Here is an 18,422-nt window from a genome sequence, read left to right as displayed (position 1 = left end):
CCGGCTACAGGTGGAAGCGCCGGGTCTCGCCCGGCCGGACCGTCGCCTCGGTGCCGCGCAGGCGGATGCGGACCGGTTCCTGGCGGTCCTCGCGCAGGCTCACGGTGACGGTCCGGCGGTCGACGGCGATTCCGAGGCCCCAGTGGCCGCGGTAACACAGGTCCAGGTCGAGCCGGCCGAGGGCGGAGGGCAGGTGCGGGTCGAGCCAGAGGGCGTCCTCGCGGACCTCCAGGCCGGTGTAGCAGCGCTGGAGGAGGTCCACCGCGCCCGCCATGGCTCCCAGGTGGACGCCTTCGGCCGTGGTGCCGTGCTGGCTGTCCCGCAGGTCGGCCACCAGGGCGTCGCGGAAGTACCGCCAGGAGGCGCGACGGTCGGAGCGCGTCAGCACCCAGGCGTGCACCACCGAGCTGAGCGTCGAGCCGTGGACGGTGCGCCGCAGGTAGTAGTCGGTGGTGCGGCGCAGCAGTTCGTGGCCGGCCGGGTGGCCGAGGTGGCGTAGCAGGTCGCGCACTTCGCGGGCGGAGAACAGGTACCAGAGCATCAGCGCGTCGGCCTGCTTGGAGACCTTGTAGCGGTTGACGGTGTCCCCCTCGGCTTCCAGGATCCGGTCGAGCCGGCGCAGGTCCGGGTAGCGGAACCGATAGGCCTGCCAGTCGAGTTCGGCGAGCCGCTCGTAGCCGTCGAACTGGCTGAGGACGCCCTCGTGCATCGGGACGTGCAGGCGTCGCCCGATCTCGTGCCACCGCTCCAGCTCCGCGTCGTCGAGGTCCAGGCGCTCGCGCAGCTCGTCGCGGCGGTAGCCGGGCAGGACGTCCAGGGCGTCCTGGGCGCGGGCCAGGACCCAGGAGGCCAGCACGTTGGTGTACGCGTTGTCGTTCAGCCCGGGCCGGGCCGCCCACGGGTAGGCGTCGTGGTACTCGTCGGGGCCCAGTACCCCGCGGATCGACCAGCGTTCGCGTCCGCGCTCGTAGGTGGCCGCCGACGACCAGAAGCGGGCGATCTCCAGCAGCGTCTCGGCACCGGCCGTGGCGAGGAAGTCCCGGTCCCCGGTGGCCTGGTAGTACTGCCAGATGTTGTACGCGACGGCCGATCCGACGTGCCGCTGCAGGTGGCTGTGGTCGGGCAGCCAGCGGCCGGACAGCGGGTTGAGGTGCAGTTGCTGGGACTCCTCGCGACCGTCGCTCGCGCTCTGCCACGGGTACACCGCTCCGCGCAGTCCGGCCTCGCGGGCCTCCCGGCGGGCGGCGTCCAGCCGCCGGTGGCGGTAGCGCAGCACGGCCCGGGCCAGCTCCGGGAAGCGCAGGTTGAGCAGCCGCAGGACGAACAGCTCGTCCCAGAAGACGTGCCCCCGGTAGGCCTCGCCGTGCAGTCCCCGGGCCGGGATCCCGACGTCCAGGTCGACGGAGTGCTCGGAGTACGTCTGCAGCAGGTGGAACAGGTTCAGGTGCAGCGGGCCGGCGCCGTCGAAGTCGGCGTCGATCCCGCATCGGCGCCACAACTCCGCCCAGCGCAGGACGTGTTCGGCGAGCAGCTGTTCGAAGTCGCCGGCCTCGGCGGCGAGGAGGCGGGAGGCGCGCAGCGGCGTCTCGATCGCCCGGTCGCGGGAGGTGTGCACGGCGACCGCCTTCGTGACGGCGACGGACCGGCCCTGTTCGCCGTTCAGGGTGAGGAGGTGGGCCGCCCAGCCCTCGCGGCACTCGGTCGCCGGCTCGGCGGCAGCGGCGGTCGTCCGGCAGCACAGCGCCATCCGCAAGGGCGAGTCGACCGCGTCGGCTTCGAGCCAGAGCAGCCCCTCCCCGTCCGCTCCCTGACCGGCCGGGACGAGGTGGCGCCTGGTCAACCCCCGGTAGCGGGCGACCCCGGTGTTGGCGACGTTGCCGTCCAGGCCCGAACGGACCTCCAGCGGGCCGGACCAGTTCTCCGGCGTGAAGGTGCTCTCCAGGGCGAGCAGGTGCGGCCGGGCCTGGCTGGCGAAACGGCGCTGGACCAGCCGGGTCCGCCGGCCCCGCGCGTCGACGACGAGGGCGGTGCGGGTGAGCAGCCCACGCCGCAGGTCCAGTTCCAGCGTCTGCTCGGCGGGCGGCCCGGTGAACCAGGCCCCGCCCGCCGGGCGGAAGGTCAGCGGCAGCCAGTTCGGGCCGTTGATCAGGTCCTCGTTGGCGACGACGCGCCCGGCGACCCTCGACTCCGCCCGGTCGTAGCAGCCCGCCAGGTACGTCCCCGGGTAGTGCACCCCGTCGGCCACCGCCTCCGGCGCGGCGCCCCGGCTCACCACGTACCCGTTGCCGACCGCGCACAGCGCCTCCCGCAATCCCTCTTCCACCGGGTCGAAGCCCTGGTAGCGGAGCGTCCACGGGTCCGGCATGTCGGGATACCCCGCGGGTGGGTCTGGTACCACGAGGTGACCTCCTGTGCGGACTGGCCTGCCTCCAGTCTGCCCACCCGGCCTCCGCACCGCCTCACCCGGTCGGCGGGGCGGCCGGGGCCGGTCGGCCCTTCCCCGGGCCGCGGCGGGCACGGAGGCTGGAACGGAGCAGGAGGTGCGCCATGTCGACCGTTCCAGCGCGAACCAGCGCCGAGGCCCTGCTGGCCGACGGCACCACGATCGAGCTCCGGCCGCTCGGCCCGGACGACCACCGGGCGGTGCTGGATCTGCATGCCGAAGGGATGTCGGAGGAGAGCCGCCGACTGCGGTTCTTCGGGGTCAGCCGCAACGCCCCCGCCCAGACCGCCGACCGGCTGTGCGCCCCGAGGCCCGGTCTGCTGGCGCTCGGCGCCTGGGCGGGGGACCAACTGGTCGGCGAGGCGGACTGCGAGCCGGCCGACGATGCGCCGCAGAGCGCCGAGCTGGCGCTCGCGGTGGCCGACCGCTGGCACGGCAAAGGCGTGGCCACCCTGCTGTTGGAGCACCTGGCGCACGGCGCCCGGGCGGAGGGCATCCGCTTCTTCGAGGCCGACACCCTGTTCGGCAACCGCGCCGTCCACCAGGTCTTCGCCGGCCTCGGGCTGCCCGTCGAGCGCCGGTACGCCGAGGGCGAGGTCAGGATCCGGATACCGCTGGAGGAGGGCGACGAGCGCTACCGCTCGGCCGTGGACGAACGCGGCCGCCGCGCGGACATCGCGAGCCTCACGGCCCTGCTGCGGCCGGCCTCGGTCGCGGTGGTCGGGGCGTCCCGGCGGCCGGGGTCGGTCGGACGGACCGTTCTCGGGAAGATCCGGCGGGGAGACTTCACGGGCGCGGTCTGGGCGGTCAACCCGCACGCCGAGGACATCGACGGGGAGCCCGCGTATCCCTCCGTCCGCGCACTGCCCGCCGTACCGGACCTCGCCGTCCTGGCCGTGCCCGCCGACGCCGTCCCCGGAGTGGCCGAGGAGTGCGGCGCGGCGGGCGTCCGGGCGCTGGTGGTGCTCACCTCCGGCCTCGACGTGCAGGAGGCCCGCGGGCTGATGCGGGCCTGCCGCCGGCACAGCATGCGCCTGGTCGGGCCGAACAGCCTGGGCATGGCCCAGACCGACCCGGCCGTCCGGCTGGACGCCGAGTTCGGCGGCGCCTTCCCCCGGCCGGGCAGCGCCGGAGTGGCGGTGCAGAGCGGCGGCGTCGGGATCGCGCTGCTGCAGCGGTTGGCCTGGCTGGGCATCGGGGTGTCGAGCTTCGTCTCGCTCGGCGACAAGTACGACGTCAGCGGCAACGACCTCCTCCAGTGGTGGGAGTCGGACGGCCGTACCGACCTCGCGCTGCTCCACCTGGAGTCCTTCGGGAGCCCGCGCGCGTTCGCCCGTACCGCCCGCCGCGTCACCCGCACCATCCCGGTGCTCACCGTCGACGCCGGCCGCTCCACCGCCGGCCGCCGGGGCGCGGCCTCGCACACCGCGGCTGCCGCCACCCCCACCGTCACCCGGGAGGCGCTGTTCCGGCAGGCCGGCATCACCGCGACCCGCAGCGTCGACGAACTCGTCGAGGCCGCGGCCCTGCTGCACGTCCAGCCGCTGCCCGCACCGCGTGGCGCGGTCGCCGTGGTGTCCAACGCGGGCGGCATCGGCATCCTGGCCGCCGACGCCTGCGCCGAGGCCGGGCTGCAGCTGCCCGAACTCCCGGCGGAAATCCGGGAGTTGCTCCCGTCCGGCGCTTCCGTCCGCAACCCGGTGGACACCACGGCGGCCGTGGGTCCGACCGAACTCGCGCTGTTCCTCCGGGCCTTGGAGCGCGAGGACGCCGTCGACGCGATCCTGGTCTGCCTGGTGCCGACGGCGCTGTGCTCCGCTGCCGACCAGGACCCGGTGCGTGCCCTGCTGGAGGGCCCGGCCCGGCGGCGTGTCCCGATCGCCGCCGTACTCCTCGACCAGCAGGTACCCGTCCGGTACCGCACCTGCGCCGACGGCGGCATGCTCCCGGCCTACTCGGACTCCGTCGCCGCCGCCCGCGCCCTCGCCCACGCCGTCGACCGCGCCCGCTGGCTCGCGGAGCCCCAGCCCGTTCCCGTCGACGCCCCGGGCTGCGACCGGCCCACCGCCCGGAGCCTGGTCGACGGGTACCTCACCGCCCATCCGGAAGGCGGCTGGCTCGACCCGCTGACCACGGCCGACCTCCTGGAGGCCTACGGGCTGCCGCTGACCACCTCCGTGTGGGCCCGCGACGAGCACACGGCGGTCGCGGCGGCGGACGGGCTGCGCCGGCTCGGGCACGAGGGGAAAGTGGCACTGAAGGCGTACTGGCCCGGGCAGGTGCACAAGAGCGCACTGGGCGCCGTCCGCACCGGCCTCGCCACCGACACCGACGTGCGGACCGCCTACCGGGAGTTCGCTCGGCGGTTCGGCGCGGAGCTGGCCGGAGCGGTGGTCCAGCCGATGGCCGCGCCGGGCGTCGAACTGCTCGCGGGCGTGGTCCAGGACCAGGTCTTCGGCCCGCTCGTCATCCTCGGTATGGGCGGCACCGCCACCGACGTCCTGGCCGACCGGGCGGCCCGGCTCGCCCCGCTGAGCGAACGCGACCTGACCACCATGGTCACCGAACTCCGCGGCGCGACCCTGCTGATGGGCACCGGCGGAGCCCCACCCGTGGACCTCGCGGCGGTCCGCTCCGTCCTCACCCGGCTGTCCCGCCTCGCCGAGGACTTCCCGGAGCTGGTCGAGACCGACCTCAACCCGGTCATCGCCCGCCCCGACGGTGCCGTGTGCGTGGACGCCCGGGTGCGGCTCGAACGCCGCCCGTCCTTCGACCCCTACCTGCGGCGGCTGCGGCGCCCGTCCGCCGCCGAAGGGGAGTGAACACCGTGCGGCACAGCATCCTCGACGGCACCGCCGCCGACACCTTCCCGTCCCCCCTTCCCGCACCGCCGCCGGACCGCGCGCTCGTCCGCGACTGCATGAGCCGCCCCGGCGTCGCCGTCACCCCCGGCACCGACTTCGCCACCGTGGCCGCCGTGTTGAGCGCCTCCCGCCGCGGCATCGTGCCCGTGGTGACCACGGACGGCACCGTCGCCGGCGTGGTCGCCGCCTCCGACCTCCTCGCCGCCCACGCCGAGCACGACCCGCCGCGTGAACTGCTCGCCCGCGACCTCATGACCGTTCCGGCCGTCACCGTCACCGCGGACACCAGCGTCAGCGAAGCGGTGGCCCGGGTCACCGAGCACTCCCTGCACCTCCTGCCCGTGGTGGACGACGACGGCCGCCTGGCCGGCCTGCTCTCCACCCACGACCTGCTCGACGCCCTGCGCCGGGAGGACGAGGCCATCCGATCCGAGGCGCTCGCCCTCGCCCTCACCCCGGGCAGCGGAGTCGTTCCCGGCTCGTTGCGCATCCGCTGCGAACGCGGCCTGGTGTCGGTGACCGGCCGCACCCGCACGCGCGGCGACGCGGCCGCCCTGTGCCTCCGGATAGCGCGCATCGACGGACTCCACGCCCTCGCCGACCACCTGTCCTGGGACATCGACGACGTCGAACAGTGACCGTCACCCCGATGGGCGCCGGTCGGGCGGCGGGGATTCGGACACCGGCTGCGCCGGGGCGCCGGCCTCCGGTGCGATCCGGGCAGTGCCCTGGAACCCGCAGTCGATCATCACGCGGCGTGGTCCGCCTCGACCGGGAACGTGCTGCCCGTGACGGTGCCCACGCCGCCGAGGAACGTCGACAGCCCGGTCGGAGTGTGCCGGTGTCCGTCGTCATGGCCGTCGTCAGCGGGGGTGCGAGGTCCTTCCCGTCGTCCGGCCGTCCGGCCGCGCCGTCCTGGGCCGGACCGGCCCCTGCGGGAGGACCGTCCGGCCCTGTGCGGCCGTCGCCGGCCGACGGACAGTGAAGGCAGGGCCACCCGAGGAGGAGTGAGGACGATGCAGCACCGCAGCATCAACGACGTGATGACCCCGGAGGTCGTCACCGCCCGGCCGGACACGCCGGTCAAGGAGGTTGCGGCGCTGTTCCACCGCAACGACGTCACCGCGATCCCCGTCGTCGATGATCAGGGACGGCCCTTGGGCGTGGTGTCCGAGGCGGACCTGATCCGCAAGGAGGCCGTCCTGCCGGACCCGGAGGGCCGCTACCCCGGCCGCTGGCTGGACGCCAAGGACCGCGCCCGCGCCGAGGCCGAGACGGCCGGCGGGCTGATGACCAGCCCCGCCGTCACCGCCCGGCCCGGCTGGTCGGTGCCCGAGGCCGCACGCGCGATGGACAAGCACAGGGTCAAGCGCCTGCCCGTGGTCGACGAGGCCGGCCGGCTGGTCGGCATCGTCAGCCGCCGGGACCTGCTGCAGGTCTTCCTGCGCCACGACGCCGCCATCCGCGACGAGATCAACCACGACGTGCTCGGACAGACCCTCTGGCTCGCCCCGGGCGACGTCGGGGTCGCGGTGCACAACGGCGTGGTCACGCTGAACGGACGGCTGCCGCGTCGCAGCCTGATCCCGGTCACCGAACGGCTCTGCCGGGCGGTGGACGGTGTGGTCGCCGTCCACGCCACCCTCGACTGGACCGAGGACGACACCGAGCCGGCCCTCGAACACCCCCGCGCCTACCGCGCCGCGTCGTAGGAGGCTGACATGACCAGCACACCGAGCACCGTCGCCGACGTGATGACCCATGCCGTGGTCGCCGTCGGCCGCGACGCGGACTTCCGCGAGATCGCGGACACCCTTCAGCGCTGGCAGGTCAGCGCCGTTCCCGTCCTGACCGGGGACGGCCGGGTGATCGGGGTGGTCTCCGAGGCCGACCTGCTCACCGCCCGCGACCGCGACGGCGAGCGCGCCGAGGCCCTGACGGCCGGTCGCATGATGTCCGTCCCCGCGGTGACCGTGCACCCCGGCAGCCCGCTCAACGAGGCGGCCCGGGCGATGGCCCGCGGGCACCTCAAGCGGCTCCCGGTGGTCGACGAGGAGGACTACCTGGTCGGCATCGTCAGCCGCGGCGACCTGCTCAAGGTCTACCTCGGCGACGACCGCGAACTGGCCGACCGGGTCCGCTTCGAGCTCGTCGCCACCCTCGGCCCGGGCGCAGCGGTGGACACCGACGTCCACTCCGAGAACGGCCGGATCACCCTGACCGGCGGCCTGCCGGACACCCTCTCCGCCGACGTCCTGGAGCGCCTGGTCCGCTCCGTGCCCGGCGTGGTCGGCGTCGAGCTGCGGCTCGCCGCGCCGGCCTGACCGAGGAGGCCCCCATGGCCGTGTTCGTGCTGGCCGCTGTCGACGGCTCACCGGAGAGCCTCGCCGCCGCCCGCTGGGCCGCCGACGAGGCCGTCCGCCGCGGCCTGCCGCTGCGCCTGGTGCACGCCTGGCCCTGGCCGCAGCACGCGGCACCCGGCCTGCCCGGCGTGAGCGAGGCACGCGGCCTGGCAGTGGCGGTGCTGGCGGACACGGCCGAGAGGGCACGGGCGGACCACCCGGGGCTGGAGGTGGACGTCGCCCTGACGGACGAGCGCGCGCCCGCCGGGATCACGGCGGCCGCAGCCGCGGCCGAGCTGCTGGTGCTCGGCCGTGCCGGGCACCACCTGGGCCCGGTCACCAGGGCGGTGATCCACGACGCCCGGTGCCCGGTCGTCGTGGTGCCGCACGCCTGACACGGTGCGCCCGGCCGCGCGGACGCGCAGAATCGGTGGTGTCACCGCCCGCCGCACCCCCGGAGCCTCCCATGGACGCGCCCCCGCCCGTACGCGTCTTCCTGCTGGACGACCACGAGGTGGTCCGCCGGGGCGTCCGCGACCTGCTGGAGGCCGAGGGCGACATCGAGGTCGTCGGCGAGGCGGGCACCTGCGCCCAGGCCCTCGCCCGGGTACCCGCGCTGCGTCCGGACGTCGCCGTGCTCGACGTCCGGCTCCCGGACGGCGACGGCGTCACCGTGTGCCGGGAGCTGCGGGACCGGATGCCCGGCCTGGTCTGCCTGATGCTGACCTCCTTCGACGACGACGACGCCCTCCTCGACGCGATCATGGCCGGAGCGGCCGGCTACGTCCTCAAGCAGGTCAAGGGCGCCGACCTGGTCAGTGCCGTCCGCACGGTGGCCTCCGGCCAGTCCATGCTCGACCCGGCCACCACCCGCAAGCTGATGGAGAGCCTGCGCCACCACGAGGACAGCGGGACCGACGCCGCCCTCGCCGGGCTCACCCCGCGCGAGCGGGAGATCCTCGCCCTGGTCGGGGAGGGCAAGACGAACCGGCAGATCGGCCAGGAGCTCTACCTCGCCGAGAAGACCGTGAAGAACCACGTCTCGCGACTGCTCGCCAAACTGGGCGTCGAGCGGCGCCTCCAGGCCGCCGTCCTCGCCGCCCACGCCGAACCCGAGCAGCACCACCAGCGCCCGCGCTGAGCAGCCGGGTCCGAGCGGGCCCCGAGGTGGTGCCGAACGGCCCAAGCGCCACGCCGGCCCCCTGCCGCACGGTGGAGGTGTTCGACCTCCCGTCACGGCTGAGGAGACGGCGATGATGTACTGGCACGACGGCGGTATGAACGGCTGGGGCATCGGCCTGATGAGCCTGAGCATGCTGCTCTTCTGGGCACTCGTGATCGTCGGCGGGATAGTCCTGGTCCGGCACCTGGGGCGGACGGCCCCGCACAGCCCGGCACCCCCCGAGCCTCCCACGGCACCACCGCAGCGGCCCACCCCGGAACAGCTGCTCGCCGAACGCCTCGCCCGCGGCGAGATCGACCCCGACGAGTACCGCGCCCGACTGAACACCCTGCGCGGCGGCGGCGATCCGGCCGCCTCCGGCTGACCCAGGCTGACGACACAGGAGGCGGTCATGCCCACCCTCGCCCTCGACGCCCCTGCCCTGGAGAGACTCGTCTCCGCGGCGGTCGCCGCACCCTCGATCCACAACAGTCAGCCCTGGCGCTTCCGGCTGCAGCCGGAGACCTCGACCGTGGAGGTCCGGGCCGACCGCAGCCGAGCCGTGCCGGCCGCCGACCCGCAGGGCCAGGCGCTGCACATCTCCGTCGGCGCGGCCGTCCTCAACCTGAGAATCGCCGCCCGTCACCTGGGCTGGGCGCCCGAGGTGCGCCTGCTCCCCGACCCCGCCGACCCCGAGCTGTTCGCCGCCGTCCGGCTCGACACCCCGGCCGCCGCACCGGTGCCGGGCGCCGAGCGGCTCTACGAGGCGATCTGGCGCCGCCACTCCAGCCGCGCCCCGTTCACCGGCGCGCCCGTCCCGCCGGCCGTCCTCGACGAGCTGGCCGGCGCCGCACGCTCCGAGGACGCCCTGCTCCACCTGCCCGACCACGAGGAGACCGCCCGCCTGCTGCACCTCACCGCCGAGGCCGAACGGCGCAACACCACCGACCAGGCCCAGCGCACCGAGAGCCGCAGCTGGATCCGCACCGGCGAGGCACCGCCCTACGGCATCCCGGTCGACGCACTCGGCCCCCAGGACGCGCTCGGCAACCTGCCGATGCGCGACTTCTCCGCGATCCACCCCGCCGAGCACCGGGCCCCCGCCCACTTCGAGGACGAGCCCCGCATCGCCGTCCTCGCCACCGAGCACGACACCCCCGCGGACTGGCTGCGCGCCGGCCTCGCCCTCGAACACGTCCTGCTCGCCGCCACCGTCCACGGCGTCCGCGCCTCCCTGCTGCACCAGGCCATGGAATGGCCCTACCTGCGCTGGGAAGCCCGCGACCCGCACCACGGCCCGGGCCACGTCCAGATGCTGATCCGCCTCGGCTACGGCCCCGAGGGCGCGCCCACTCCCCGCCTGGCGCCGGGCGAGGTGCTGGAGCGGCCTTGACGCCTATCCCTCGGGCAGGGGGACGCGCCACACCAGTTCGGTGCCGCCCTCCCGGCGCGCACGGGCGGTGAAGGTGCCGCCGAATCCGGCGGCGCGGTCGGCCAGGTTGGCGAGCCCGCTGCGGCGGCCGCCCTCGGGGAGGCCGACACCGTCGTCGGTGACCGTCAGGGTCAGCTCCGTACCGGCGATCAGCGAGATCTCGACCGTGCCGGCCCGGGCATGGCGGGCGGCGTTGGAGAGGGCCTCCTCCAGGACCGCGACCACCGCCTCCGCGATCTCCGGCGGCACGGTGACGTCGAGCAGGCCACTCATCCGCAGGGCCGGGGCGAAGCCGAGCGAGCGGGCGGCGCGTTCGGCCACCTCGACCACGCGGGTGCGCAGTCCGGACGCTGCCGGCCCGCTTTCCCGCAGACGCAGGCCGAAGATGGTGGCACGGATGGTCTTGGCGGTCTCGTCCAGGTCGTCGATCGCCCGCAGGACGCGGTCGGTCGCCTCGGGGTGCTCGATGAAGCGGGTCGCGCCCTGGAGGGTCATGCCGGTGGCGAAGAGCCGCTGGATGGCGAGGTCGTGCAGGTCACGGGCGATCCGGTCGCGTTCCTGCAGCAGCGCGACCTGCTCGGAGTCCCGGCGCCGCTCCGCCAGCTCCATCGCCACCGCCGCCTGACCGGCGAAACCGAGCAGCGGCCCGGACTCGTCCTCCTCGAACAGCGGCGTACCGGCCGCCCTGGCCAGCAGGAGCACACCTCTGATCCCGCGCTCGGCCGTGCCGACGGGCACCGCGAGCGCCGGGCCGAGCCCCCGCCAGCGCGGCGGACCGGCCGTGATCCGGGGATCCCGCTGGACGTCGGGGCTCACCACGAGCCCACCCGTGCGCAGGGCCGCGCCCATGAACGAGCCGTCGACCGGCAGCACCAGCCCGCGGTGTTCCTCCGCCCCCAGCCCGACGGCGATCCGCACCTCCAGCTCGCCGGCACCAGGAAGCGGCACGGCGACCACCGCGAGGTCAGCGCCGGCGATCTCGGTCGCCCGGGCGAGCAGCAGGTCCAGCACTTCCTGCTCCGCGCTGCCCGACAGCAGGCTGCTGGTCACCTCGGCGCTCGCCTCCAGCCAGCGCTGCCGCCGCCGGGCCCGGTCGTACAGCCGGGCGTTGTCGATGGCCACCCCCGCGGCCACGGCGAGGGTGGCGAGCACGGACTCGTCCTCGGCGTCGAACTCGTCGCCGCCGCGCTTCTCGGTCAGGTAGAGGTTTCCGAACACCTTGTCCCGGATCCGGATCGGCACCCCCAGGAAGCTGCGCATCGGCGGATGGTTGTCCGGGAAACCGTAGGAGGCGGGGTGGTCGGAGATCCGGCTGAGCCGCAGCGGCTCCGGGCGGCGGATCAGCTCACCGAGGATGCCGTGCCCCGACGGCAGGTCGCCGATCAGCTTGACCTGGTCGTCGGTGACCCCGACCGGGATGAACTGCGACAACCGCTGGTCCTCGCCGATCACACCGAGCGCGCCGTACTCGGCGTCCACCAGGGTGACGGCCGCCTCCACGATGTGCTGCAGGGCCTGGGCCAGCTCCAGATCGCGCCCGACCGCCAGCACCGCCTCCAGGAGGCTGTGCACCCGGTCCCGGGTGCCGCGGGCGGCGTCCAACCGGGCCTGGAGCTCCTCCAGGAGCTCGTCCAGCCGAAGCTTCGGCACGGGCGCGGAGCTCTGCGACTCGCTGCCCACGGGATCCTCCCTGGCTCGCCCCCGATGGCCCACGACCCAGCGTAGGCGCGCCCGCCGCAGCACGTCGGGCGAAAGGGGTCCATCGGCCCAGCGGTCGCACCCCACCAGCCCCCTGGCCGCGGGCACCGGCGCGGAGAACGCTGGAAGGGCGAACGGAACCGATCCGGCTCCGCAGCCCGAGAGGAGCCACCGCGGCCATGAAAGCGCTCACCTACCACGGGCCCGGCCGCCGCACCTGGGGCGACGTCCCCGACCCGACCGTGCGCGACCCCGAGGACGCCGTCGTCCGGGTCGACGCGGTCACCATCTGCGGCACCGACCTGCACATCCTCAAGGGCGACGTCCCCGAGGTCACCGACGGCCGCGTCCTCGGCCACGAAGCCGTCGGCACCGTCACCGCGACCGGACCAGGCGTACGCACCGTCACCGTGGGCGACCGCGTGCTGGTCTCGTGCATCTCCGCCTGCGCCCGCTGTGCCTACTGCCGCACCGCGGCCTACGGCCAGTGCACCGGCGGAGGCGGCTGGATCCTCGGCCACCTGATCGACGGCTGCCAGGCCGAGTACGTCCGCACCCCCTTCGCGGACACCTCGCTCCACAAGCTGCCCGACGGCGTGCGCGACGAGGACGCCCTGCTGCTCGCGGACATCCTGCCCACCTCCTACGAGGTCGGCGTCCGCAACGGCCGCCTCGGCCCGGGTGACACCGTCGCCGTCGTCGGCGCCGGGCCGATCGGGCTCGCCGCGATCATCACCGCCCGGCTCTACAGCCCCTCCCGCGTCATCGCCGTCGACCTCGCGCAGAGCCGCCTCGTCGCCGCCGAACGCTTCGGCGCCGACACCACCCTCACCGTCGCCGAGGCCGACCCGGAGGCCGTCCGGGCACTCACCCGGGACGGGCTCGGCGTGGACGTCGCCATCGAGGCCGTCGGCGTCCCCGAGTCCTTCGAGCTCTGCACCCGCCTGGTGCGCCCCGGCGGCCGGGTCGCCAACGTCGGTGTGCACGGCAAGCCAGCCGTGCTCCACCTGGAAGACCTCTGGATCCGCGACGTCACCATCACCACCGGCCTGGTCGACACCCACAGCACCCCGCTGCTGCTCGACATGCTCGCGGTGGGCCGCCTCGACGTCGCCGGTCTGGTCACGCACCGCTTCGGGTTGGACGAGATGCAGGAGGCGTACGACGTCTTCGCCGACCCGGCCGACACCGGCGCACTCAAGGTCGCGCTCTTCCGGACGTGACCCGCCATGGACGGAGGAGCCGCCACCATGACCGAACACCCCGACCCCGTCGCCATCGCCCGCCGGATCACCCAGCGCCGCGACCAACTCGGCCTGAGCGAAGGGACACTGGCCTACCGGGCGAACATGGCACCGGCCTATCTGCGCCAACTCCTCAGAAACGGGCCCCAGTTCGACCCGCCCGCGTTCGTCCGGATCGCCAGCGCGCTCGGGGCGAGCTGGCCGGAGCTGCTGTCCGGCCACCGCCCCGACGCGCCACCGGGTCAGGCCGGCGCCGACCCGCGCCCGCTGTTCCACCTGACCGAGCCGCAGTGCTGGGAACTCCTCGGCAGCCACGGGGTGGGCCGGGTCGGCCTGCCCGTGGGGCCGGCACCCGTCGTCCTCCCGGTCAACTACGCGGTGGACGTCCACACGATCGTCTACCGCACCTCCCCCGGGGGCAAGGCCGCCCCGGACGACGGCTCGCCCGCTTCGTTCCAGGTCGACCACATCGACGACCACCGCAGCGACGGCTGGAGCGTCCTGATCCTCGGCGAGGCCCACCACGTCGACGACCCGCAGGAGCAACAGCGGCTCGCGGCACTACCGGGCGCCACGCCCTGGGCCGGCGGCGCCCGCCCGCTGTGGGTGCGCATCCGGCCCGGCGAGGTCACCGGCCGCAGGATCGGCACGGGGTGAAGGTTCCGCCGGGGTGTCGGCCGGGCGGGTCAGCTGTCCGGCTGCCAGTCGGCGATCTCGGGCAGGTCGGTGCCGTGTTCGCGGATCCAGTCGTGGTGCCGGCTGCGCTGGTCGGCCATCGCCTGCCGGACCACGGCGGCGCGCACCGCGAGGCCGGGCACCCGGTCGATGACGTCCATGACGAGGCGGTAGCGGTCCAGGTCGTTGCGGACGACCATGTCGAAGGGGGTGGTCGTGGTGCCGGACTCCTTGTAGCCGCGCACGTGCAGGTGCGGGTGGACGGCGCGTCGGTAGGCGAGGCGGTGGATCAGCCAGGGGTAGCCGTGGTAGGCGAAGATCACCGGTGTGTCGCGGGGGAAGAGCGCGTCGAACTCGGCGTCGGGCATGCCGTGCGGGTGTTCCCCGGCGGGCATCAACCGGGCCAGGTCGACCACGTTCACCACCCGCACGACCAGTGCGGGCAGGTGACGGCGCAGCAGCCCGGCTGCGGCGACCACCTCCTGGGTCGGCACGTCGCCGGCGCAGGCGAGCACCACGTCGGGCTCGCCGGTTCCGTCGTCGCTGCCGGCCCACTCCCAGATGCCGGCGCCGCGCGCGCAGTGGGCGCGCGCCTGGTCGAGGGTGAGCCAGTCGAAGCAGGGCTGCTTGCCCGCCACGACGACGTTGACGTAGTCGCGGCTGCGCAGGACGTGGTCGGCGGTGGCGAGCAGGGTGTTGGTGTCCGGCGGGAAGTAGACGCGGACGGCCTCGGGGCTCTTGTTGAGGACGTGGTCGACGAAGCCGGGGTCCTGGTGGGAGAAGCCGTTGTGGTCCTGACGCCAGACGTGTGAGGTGAGGAGGTAGTTGAGCGAGGCGATGGGAGCGCGCCAGGGGATCGTCCGGGTGGTGCGCAGCCACTTGATGTGCTGGTTGACCATCGAGTCGACGATGTGGACGAACGCCTCGTAGCAGGAGAAGAGGCCGTGCCGGCCGGTCAGCAGGTAGCCCTCCAGCCAGCCCTGGCAGGTGTGTTCGGAGAGGATCTCCAGCACCCGGCCGTCGCGGGCGAGGTGTTCGTCGACCGGCAGGGTGGCGGCCTGCCAGGCCTTGCCGGTGGCGGCGTAGACGGCCTGGAGGCGGTTGGAGGCGGTCTCGTCCGGACCGACCAGGCGGAAGTCGCGCCGCTCGGCGGTGTCCGCCATCACCTGTTCGAGCAGGTCGCCCAGTACCCGGGTCGGCTCGTGCAGCGTCGCGCCCGGCTTGTCGACCGGGACGGCGTAGCGCTCCAGGTCGGGCAGGGGCAGGTCGCGCAGCAGCACGCCGCCGTTGGCGTGCGGGTTGGCGCCGAGCCGGTGGCGGCCCTCGGGAACGCAGGCGAGGACCTGTGCGGTGGGCCGGCCCCGCTCGTCGAAGAGTTCCTGGGGCCGGTAGGAGCGCAGCCAGGCCTCCAGCTGCGCGAGGTGCGCGGGGTCGTCGCGGACCTGGTCGAGCGGCACCTGGTGGGCCCGCCAGGTGCCCTCCACCGGCACGCCGTCCACCTCGTGCGGGCCGGTCCAGCCCTTCGGGGTGCGCAGCACGATCATCGGCCACGCCGGGCGCTCGGTGGCCCCGTCCTCGCGGGCGGCTCGCTGGATGGCGGTGATCCGGTCGAGGGCGGTGTCCATGGCGGCGGCCATCGCGCGGTGCACGGCCGTCGGGTCGTCCCCGGTGACGTACAGCGGATCGTGGCCGTAGCCGCGCAGCAGGGCGTCCAGCTCGGCCTGCGGCAGGCGGGAGAGCACCGTCGGGTTGGCGATCTTGTAGCCGTTGAGGTGCAGGATCGGCAGGACCGCGCCGTCGTGCACCGGGTCGAGGAACTTGTCGCTGTGCCAGGAGGCGGCCAGCGGCCCGGTCTCCGCCTCCCCGTCGCCGATCACGCAGGCGACCAGCAGGCGGGGGTTGTCGAAGGCGGCGCCGTAGGCGTGCGAGAGCGCGTAGCCCAGCTCGCCGCCCTCGTGGATGGATCCCGGCGTCTCCGGTGCGACGTGGCTCGGCACCCCGCCGGGGAAGGAGAACTGCCGGAACAGCTTCGCCATGCCCTCGCCGTCGCGGGTGACGGACGGGTAGGTGTCGCTGTAGCTGCCCTCCAGCCAGGAGCCGGCCAGCACCGCGGGCCCGCCGTGTCCCGGGCCCCAGACGCAGACGGCGTCCAGGTCGTGCCGGGAGATGATCCGGTTGAGGTGGGTGTACACCAGGTTCAGGCCCGGCGAGGTCCCCCAGTGCCCCAGCAGCCGGGGCTTGATGTGCTCGGGCCGCAGCGGCTCGCGCAGCAGCGGGTTGGCCATCAGGTAGATCTGACCGGCCGCCAGGTAGTTGGCGGCCCGCCAGTGGGCGTCGAGCGCCCGCAGCTCGGCCTCGGTCGGCTCTCCGGGCGGTGACGCGGCGGTCACGGTCATGGCTACGGTCCCCTCGGGAATCGGTCGACTTCGCCGGCCACCGACGGCGGCCGTACCCATCCTCACGCCGCGCACCCGCTCCGGCACAGGGCCGACCGGGTCATGGCTCGGCGGCGGGGATGGGACTTGCGACCCATCCGGACGTCGTGACGGACGCCGTCACCGGCATGCTCCTCGCCCCCGGTCACACCACATCCGACCGACGGCGGTCCTGGCCGTACCGCGTCGGTGCCACGGGGCTCGGGGCAGACCCCGTCCCGCACGCGGCCGGCGGCCGCTCGGCTCGCCGGCCGGAGTCGGGCGCGTCCGCGGGCGAGCACGGCTTGCGCGTGCAGGACCCGCTCGTGCTCCCCGGCCTCCTCGGCACCGGGCCCGGCAGGGGGCCCGGCGCGGGGCTGCCGTTCAGCTCCAGGGGGCGGCCGCGAGCCAGGTGGTGTCCTGGGCCCAGGACGACGGGTTGTCCCAGGCGTCGGCACCGCCGTTGCTCGCGAGGTATCCGGTGAGGCGGTAGTGGCGGACGTACTTGGCCGGGTAGTTGAAGGACTGGAGGGAGTAGCCCGTGCCGCCGTTTCCGGGCTGGGCGCAGAAGGTGGCGTCGGCGGCGAACTGGCTGGTGCCGGCGTAGGGCTGGAGGTGGAGCTGGAACGCGTAGTGCCTGAGGTAGCTGCCGGGTGTGTCGGCCGACTCGAAGGAGACGCAGCCGCTGTTGGCCAGGCCGGCCCGGACGATCCAGGTCGCGTTGCCCTTGTCGGCGGCGGAACTGGCGGAGGTCACCGGCGCGATCACCACCTTGTCGTCGCTCGTGTCGTGCCGCAGGTAGTCGCCGGTGCAGCAGGGGGTGGTGGCCCCCAGCGACACCTTCGCGCCGGGGGTGAAGGGAGTGGCGGCGGTGTCCGTGCGGTAGCCGGCCGCGGCGATGTTGGCCTGGACCGCGGCGTCGGTGGCGTCCGAGGGGTAGCCCTTGACCGTGGCGCCCTCGTAGAAGGTGCCCGCGCTCGCGTTGCGGTTGGTCTGGCAGCAGTCGCCGCCGCTGCCGAGGATGACGGCGCCCTGCTTGTGCATCGGGCTCCATCCGCTGGGCAGTGAGCCGCTGTACAGCTGGGCCAGGCCCCCGGACTGGGCGTCGGCGCCCTTGAGCGCCAGCCGGGTGGTGCCGTCGTTCTTGAGCATCGCGGTGACGAAGCGGCTGGTCTGCGAGACCTGGTCGGGGTTCCACGTCTTGCCGCCGCCGGAGAACAGGCCGTTCTCCAGGTCCGCCTGCACCCACGGCCCGGTTCCGGTGCAGCCGCCGAACCAGCACTCCGTGCCGAAGTTGATCGCGTCCATGGCGCCGTTGCCGTCGGCCTTGTGGTCGATCTCCGTGTTGCCGTAGTCGAAGCAGCAGCCGTTGTTGACGTGGGTGCCGCTGGTGACCATGTACTCGCCCTCGGGCGCGCTGCCGGTCGGCACTCCCCCGGCGGAGTTGTAGGCGAAGTAGCTGTTGCCGGGGTTGATGTGGAGCGCGTACGCCTGGTGGCCGCCGACGCTCAGCGCCTCCGTGTTCGCGACGGCCGCCGTGTCGGCGCCGCCGGTCCCGCCGGGCCCCTGGTAGACCAGGGTGTTGCCGTCACCGGTCTGGTCGTAGACGCGGGTGATGGTGCAGGTGGTGCCCGCGCAGAAGGAGTCCTGCGCCGCGGCGTCGGCGACGCCTCCGGCGGACAGCACCCGGACGTCCTGCAGCGTGCCGTCCGAGGCGCGCCGTACCTGGTACAGCGGGCCGTTGTAGGAGGCGAACAGCGCACGGGTGGTGCTGTGCGCCGCGACGCACGGCGTTCCGCCCGCGGCGTAGACGTCGCACGGGCCCTGGGAGGTGTTCCCGGAGGCGGTGGCCGCTCCGGTGAGCAGGCCGGCGAGGAGCAGAGCGGTGGTTCCCGCTGCCGCCAGCGCCCGCCGGGCGCGGCGCAGCCACGATCGTGTGGTCATGAACGAACTCCTTCGCGGGTGGGGAAGGAAGAAGGCGACCCAATATTGTTAGCGCTCACAATTTATGGCCCGAAAGGCGGCACGGCAGGGCGGCGATGACACCCCAGCCGAGCTGCGCCGACCATCACTATGGCCAGGCTCCGGGACACCGTCAAGGTATCGGGACTGTTAACGCTCACATGAAGACCCGTCAGCCGGACGGGG

14 protein-coding genes are annotated in these 18,422 nt (G+C 74.2%); 10 read left to right on the top strand and 4 right to left on the bottom strand.

Going from position 1 to position 18,422, the window contains the following annotated elements; translation table 11 throughout:
- Nucleotides 1–4 precede the first annotated feature (4 nt).
- The gene (locus tag ACIRD3_RS19835) at nt 5–2,365 is read right to left on the bottom strand and encodes a glycoside hydrolase family 65 protein (RefSeq protein WP_402218107.1); all 2,361 of its coding nucleotides are present in this window, start codon (nt 2,363–2,365) and stop codon (nt 5–7) included.
- A gap of 182 nt (nt 2,366–2,547) precedes the next feature.
- On the opposite strand from ACIRD3_RS19835, the gene ACIRD3_RS19830 reads away from it, so the two are divergent.
- The 8 genes from ACIRD3_RS19830 (at nt 2,548) to ACIRD3_RS19795 (ending at nt 10,204) form a co-directional block, all read left to right on the top strand.
- Entirely contained in the window at nt 2,548–5,265 is a 2,718-nt protein-coding gene (locus ACIRD3_RS19830) for a GNAT family N-acetyltransferase (RefSeq protein WP_402218105.1), read from the top strand.
- A 5-nt stretch (nt 5,266–5,270) separates the two neighbouring features.
- Nucleotides 5,271–5,945 carry an HPP family protein gene (locus ACIRD3_RS19825; protein WP_402218102.1) on the top strand — a complete coding sequence of 225 codons (675 nt, stop codon included), beginning with the start codon at nt 5,271–5,273 and terminating at the stop codon, nt 5,943–5,945.
- Nucleotides 5,946–6,323: 378 nt separating this feature from the next.
- The gene (locus tag ACIRD3_RS19820) at nt 6,324–7,019 is read left to right on the top strand and encodes a CBS domain-containing protein (protein WP_402218099.1); all 696 of its coding nucleotides are present in this window, start codon (nt 6,324–6,326) and stop codon (nt 7,017–7,019) included.
- A gap of 9 nt (nt 7,020–7,028) precedes the next feature.
- Nucleotides 7,029–7,631, top strand: a complete 603-nt coding sequence (locus ACIRD3_RS19815) for a CBS domain-containing protein (RefSeq protein ID WP_402218097.1) — start codon at nt 7,029–7,031, stop codon at nt 7,629–7,631.
- Between the two features lie 14 nt (nt 7,632–7,645).
- Complete coding sequence (locus tag ACIRD3_RS19810; RefSeq protein WP_402218094.1) at nt 7,646–8,044, top strand: universal stress protein; 399 nt, start codon at nt 7,646–7,648, stop codon at nt 8,042–8,044.
- A gap of 71 nt (nt 8,045–8,115) precedes the next feature.
- The gene (locus ACIRD3_RS19805; RefSeq protein ID WP_402218091.1) at nt 8,116–8,790 is read left to right on the top strand and encodes a response regulator; all 675 of its coding nucleotides are present in this window, start codon (nt 8,116–8,118) and stop codon (nt 8,788–8,790) included.
- A 112-nt stretch (nt 8,791–8,902) separates the two neighbouring features.
- Nucleotides 8,903–9,196, top strand: a complete 294-nt coding sequence (locus tag ACIRD3_RS19800) for an SHOCT domain-containing protein (protein ID WP_402218089.1) — start codon at nt 8,903–8,905, stop codon at nt 9,194–9,196.
- A 27-nt stretch (nt 9,197–9,223) separates the two neighbouring features.
- On the top strand, nt 9,224–10,204 hold the full coding sequence (locus tag ACIRD3_RS19795; protein WP_402218087.1) for an Acg family FMN-binding oxidoreductase: 981 nt from the start codon (nt 9,224–9,226) through the stop codon (nt 10,202–10,204).
- A 3-nt stretch (nt 10,205–10,207) separates the two neighbouring features.
- On the opposite strand, the gene ACIRD3_RS19790 is transcribed toward ACIRD3_RS19795, so the two are convergent.
- The gene (locus tag ACIRD3_RS19790; RefSeq protein ID WP_402218084.1) at nt 10,208–11,923 is read right to left on the bottom strand and encodes a GAF domain-containing protein; all 1,716 of its coding nucleotides are present in this window, start codon (nt 11,921–11,923) and stop codon (nt 10,208–10,210) included.
- Nucleotides 11,924–12,120: 197 nt separating this feature from the next.
- Between ACIRD3_RS19790 and ACIRD3_RS19785 the strand changes: the two genes are divergently transcribed.
- Together ACIRD3_RS19785 and ACIRD3_RS19780 are read left to right on the top strand one after the other, a co-directional pair.
- Entirely contained in the window at nt 12,121–13,164 is a 1,044-nt protein-coding gene (locus ACIRD3_RS19785; protein WP_402218081.1) for a zinc-dependent alcohol dehydrogenase family protein, read from the top strand.
- A 27-nt stretch (nt 13,165–13,191) separates the two neighbouring features.
- Nucleotides 13,192–13,842: a helix-turn-helix domain-containing protein gene (locus ACIRD3_RS19780; protein WP_402218078.1), complete on the top strand. Its 651-nt coding sequence runs from the start codon at nt 13,192–13,194 to the stop codon at nt 13,840–13,842.
- A gap of 29 nt (nt 13,843–13,871) precedes the next feature.
- Here ACIRD3_RS19780 and ACIRD3_RS19775 read toward each other — a convergent pair whose 3' ends face one another.
- Both ACIRD3_RS19775 and ACIRD3_RS19770 read right to left on the bottom strand, forming a co-directional pair.
- On the bottom strand, nt 13,872–16,256 hold the full coding sequence (locus ACIRD3_RS19775; RefSeq protein WP_402218076.1) for a phosphoketolase: 2,385 nt from the start codon (nt 16,254–16,256) through the stop codon (nt 13,872–13,874).
- 402 nt (nt 16,257–16,658) lie between these two features.
- Nucleotides 16,659–18,218: an alpha-L-arabinofuranosidase B gene (locus ACIRD3_RS19770; protein ID WP_402218073.1), complete on the bottom strand. Its 1,560-nt coding sequence runs from the start codon at nt 18,216–18,218 to the stop codon at nt 16,659–16,661.
- Nucleotides 18,219–18,422: the final 204 nt, after the last annotated feature.

Origin of the sequence: Kitasatospora sp. NPDC093550 (assembly GCF_044764985.1) — a bacterium.
GTDB lineage: Bacteria > Actinomycetota > Actinomycetes > Streptomycetales > Streptomycetaceae > Kitasatospora.
This window is presented reverse-complemented; position numbering and strand designations above follow the sequence as displayed.

Excerpts from the sequence above, each read along its gene's own strand:
- ACIRD3_RS19830 (WP_402218105.1), top strand. The coding sequence starts at position 2,548 with ATGTCGACCGTTCCAGCGCGAACCAGCGCCGAGGCCCTGCTGGCCGAC.
- ACIRD3_RS19775 (WP_402218076.1), bottom strand. The coding sequence starts at position 16,256 with ATGACCGTGACCGCCGCGTCACCGCCCGGAGAGCCGACCGAGGCCGAG.
- ACIRD3_RS19815 (WP_402218097.1), top strand. The coding sequence starts at position 7,029 with ATGACCAGCACACCGAGCACCGTCGCCGACGTGATGACCCATGCCGTG.
- ACIRD3_RS19810 (WP_402218094.1), top strand. The coding sequence starts at position 7,646 with ATGGCCGTGTTCGTGCTGGCCGCTGTCGACGGCTCACCGGAGAGCCTC.
- ACIRD3_RS19805 (WP_402218091.1), top strand. The coding sequence starts at position 8,116 with ATGGACGCGCCCCCGCCCGTACGCGTCTTCCTGCTGGACGACCACGAG.
- ACIRD3_RS19780 (WP_402218078.1), top strand. The coding sequence starts at position 13,192 with ATGACCGAACACCCCGACCCCGTCGCCATCGCCCGCCGGATCACCCAG.
- ACIRD3_RS19770 (WP_402218073.1), bottom strand. The coding sequence starts at position 18,218 with ATGACCACACGATCGTGGCTGCGCCGCGCCCGGCGGGCGCTGGCGGCA.
- ACIRD3_RS19835 (WP_402218107.1), bottom strand. The coding sequence starts at position 2,365 with ATGCCGGACCCGTGGACGCTCCGCTACCAGGGCTTCGACCCGGTGGAA.
- ACIRD3_RS19785 (WP_402218081.1), top strand. The coding sequence starts at position 12,121 with ATGAAAGCGCTCACCTACCACGGGCCCGGCCGCCGCACCTGGGGCGAC.
- ACIRD3_RS19795 (WP_402218087.1), top strand. The coding sequence starts at position 9,224 with ATGCCCACCCTCGCCCTCGACGCCCCTGCCCTGGAGAGACTCGTCTCC.
- ACIRD3_RS19820 (WP_402218099.1), top strand. The coding sequence starts at position 6,324 with ATGCAGCACCGCAGCATCAACGACGTGATGACCCCGGAGGTCGTCACC.
- ACIRD3_RS19800 (WP_402218089.1), top strand. The coding sequence starts at position 8,903 with ATGATGTACTGGCACGACGGCGGTATGAACGGCTGGGGCATCGGCCTG.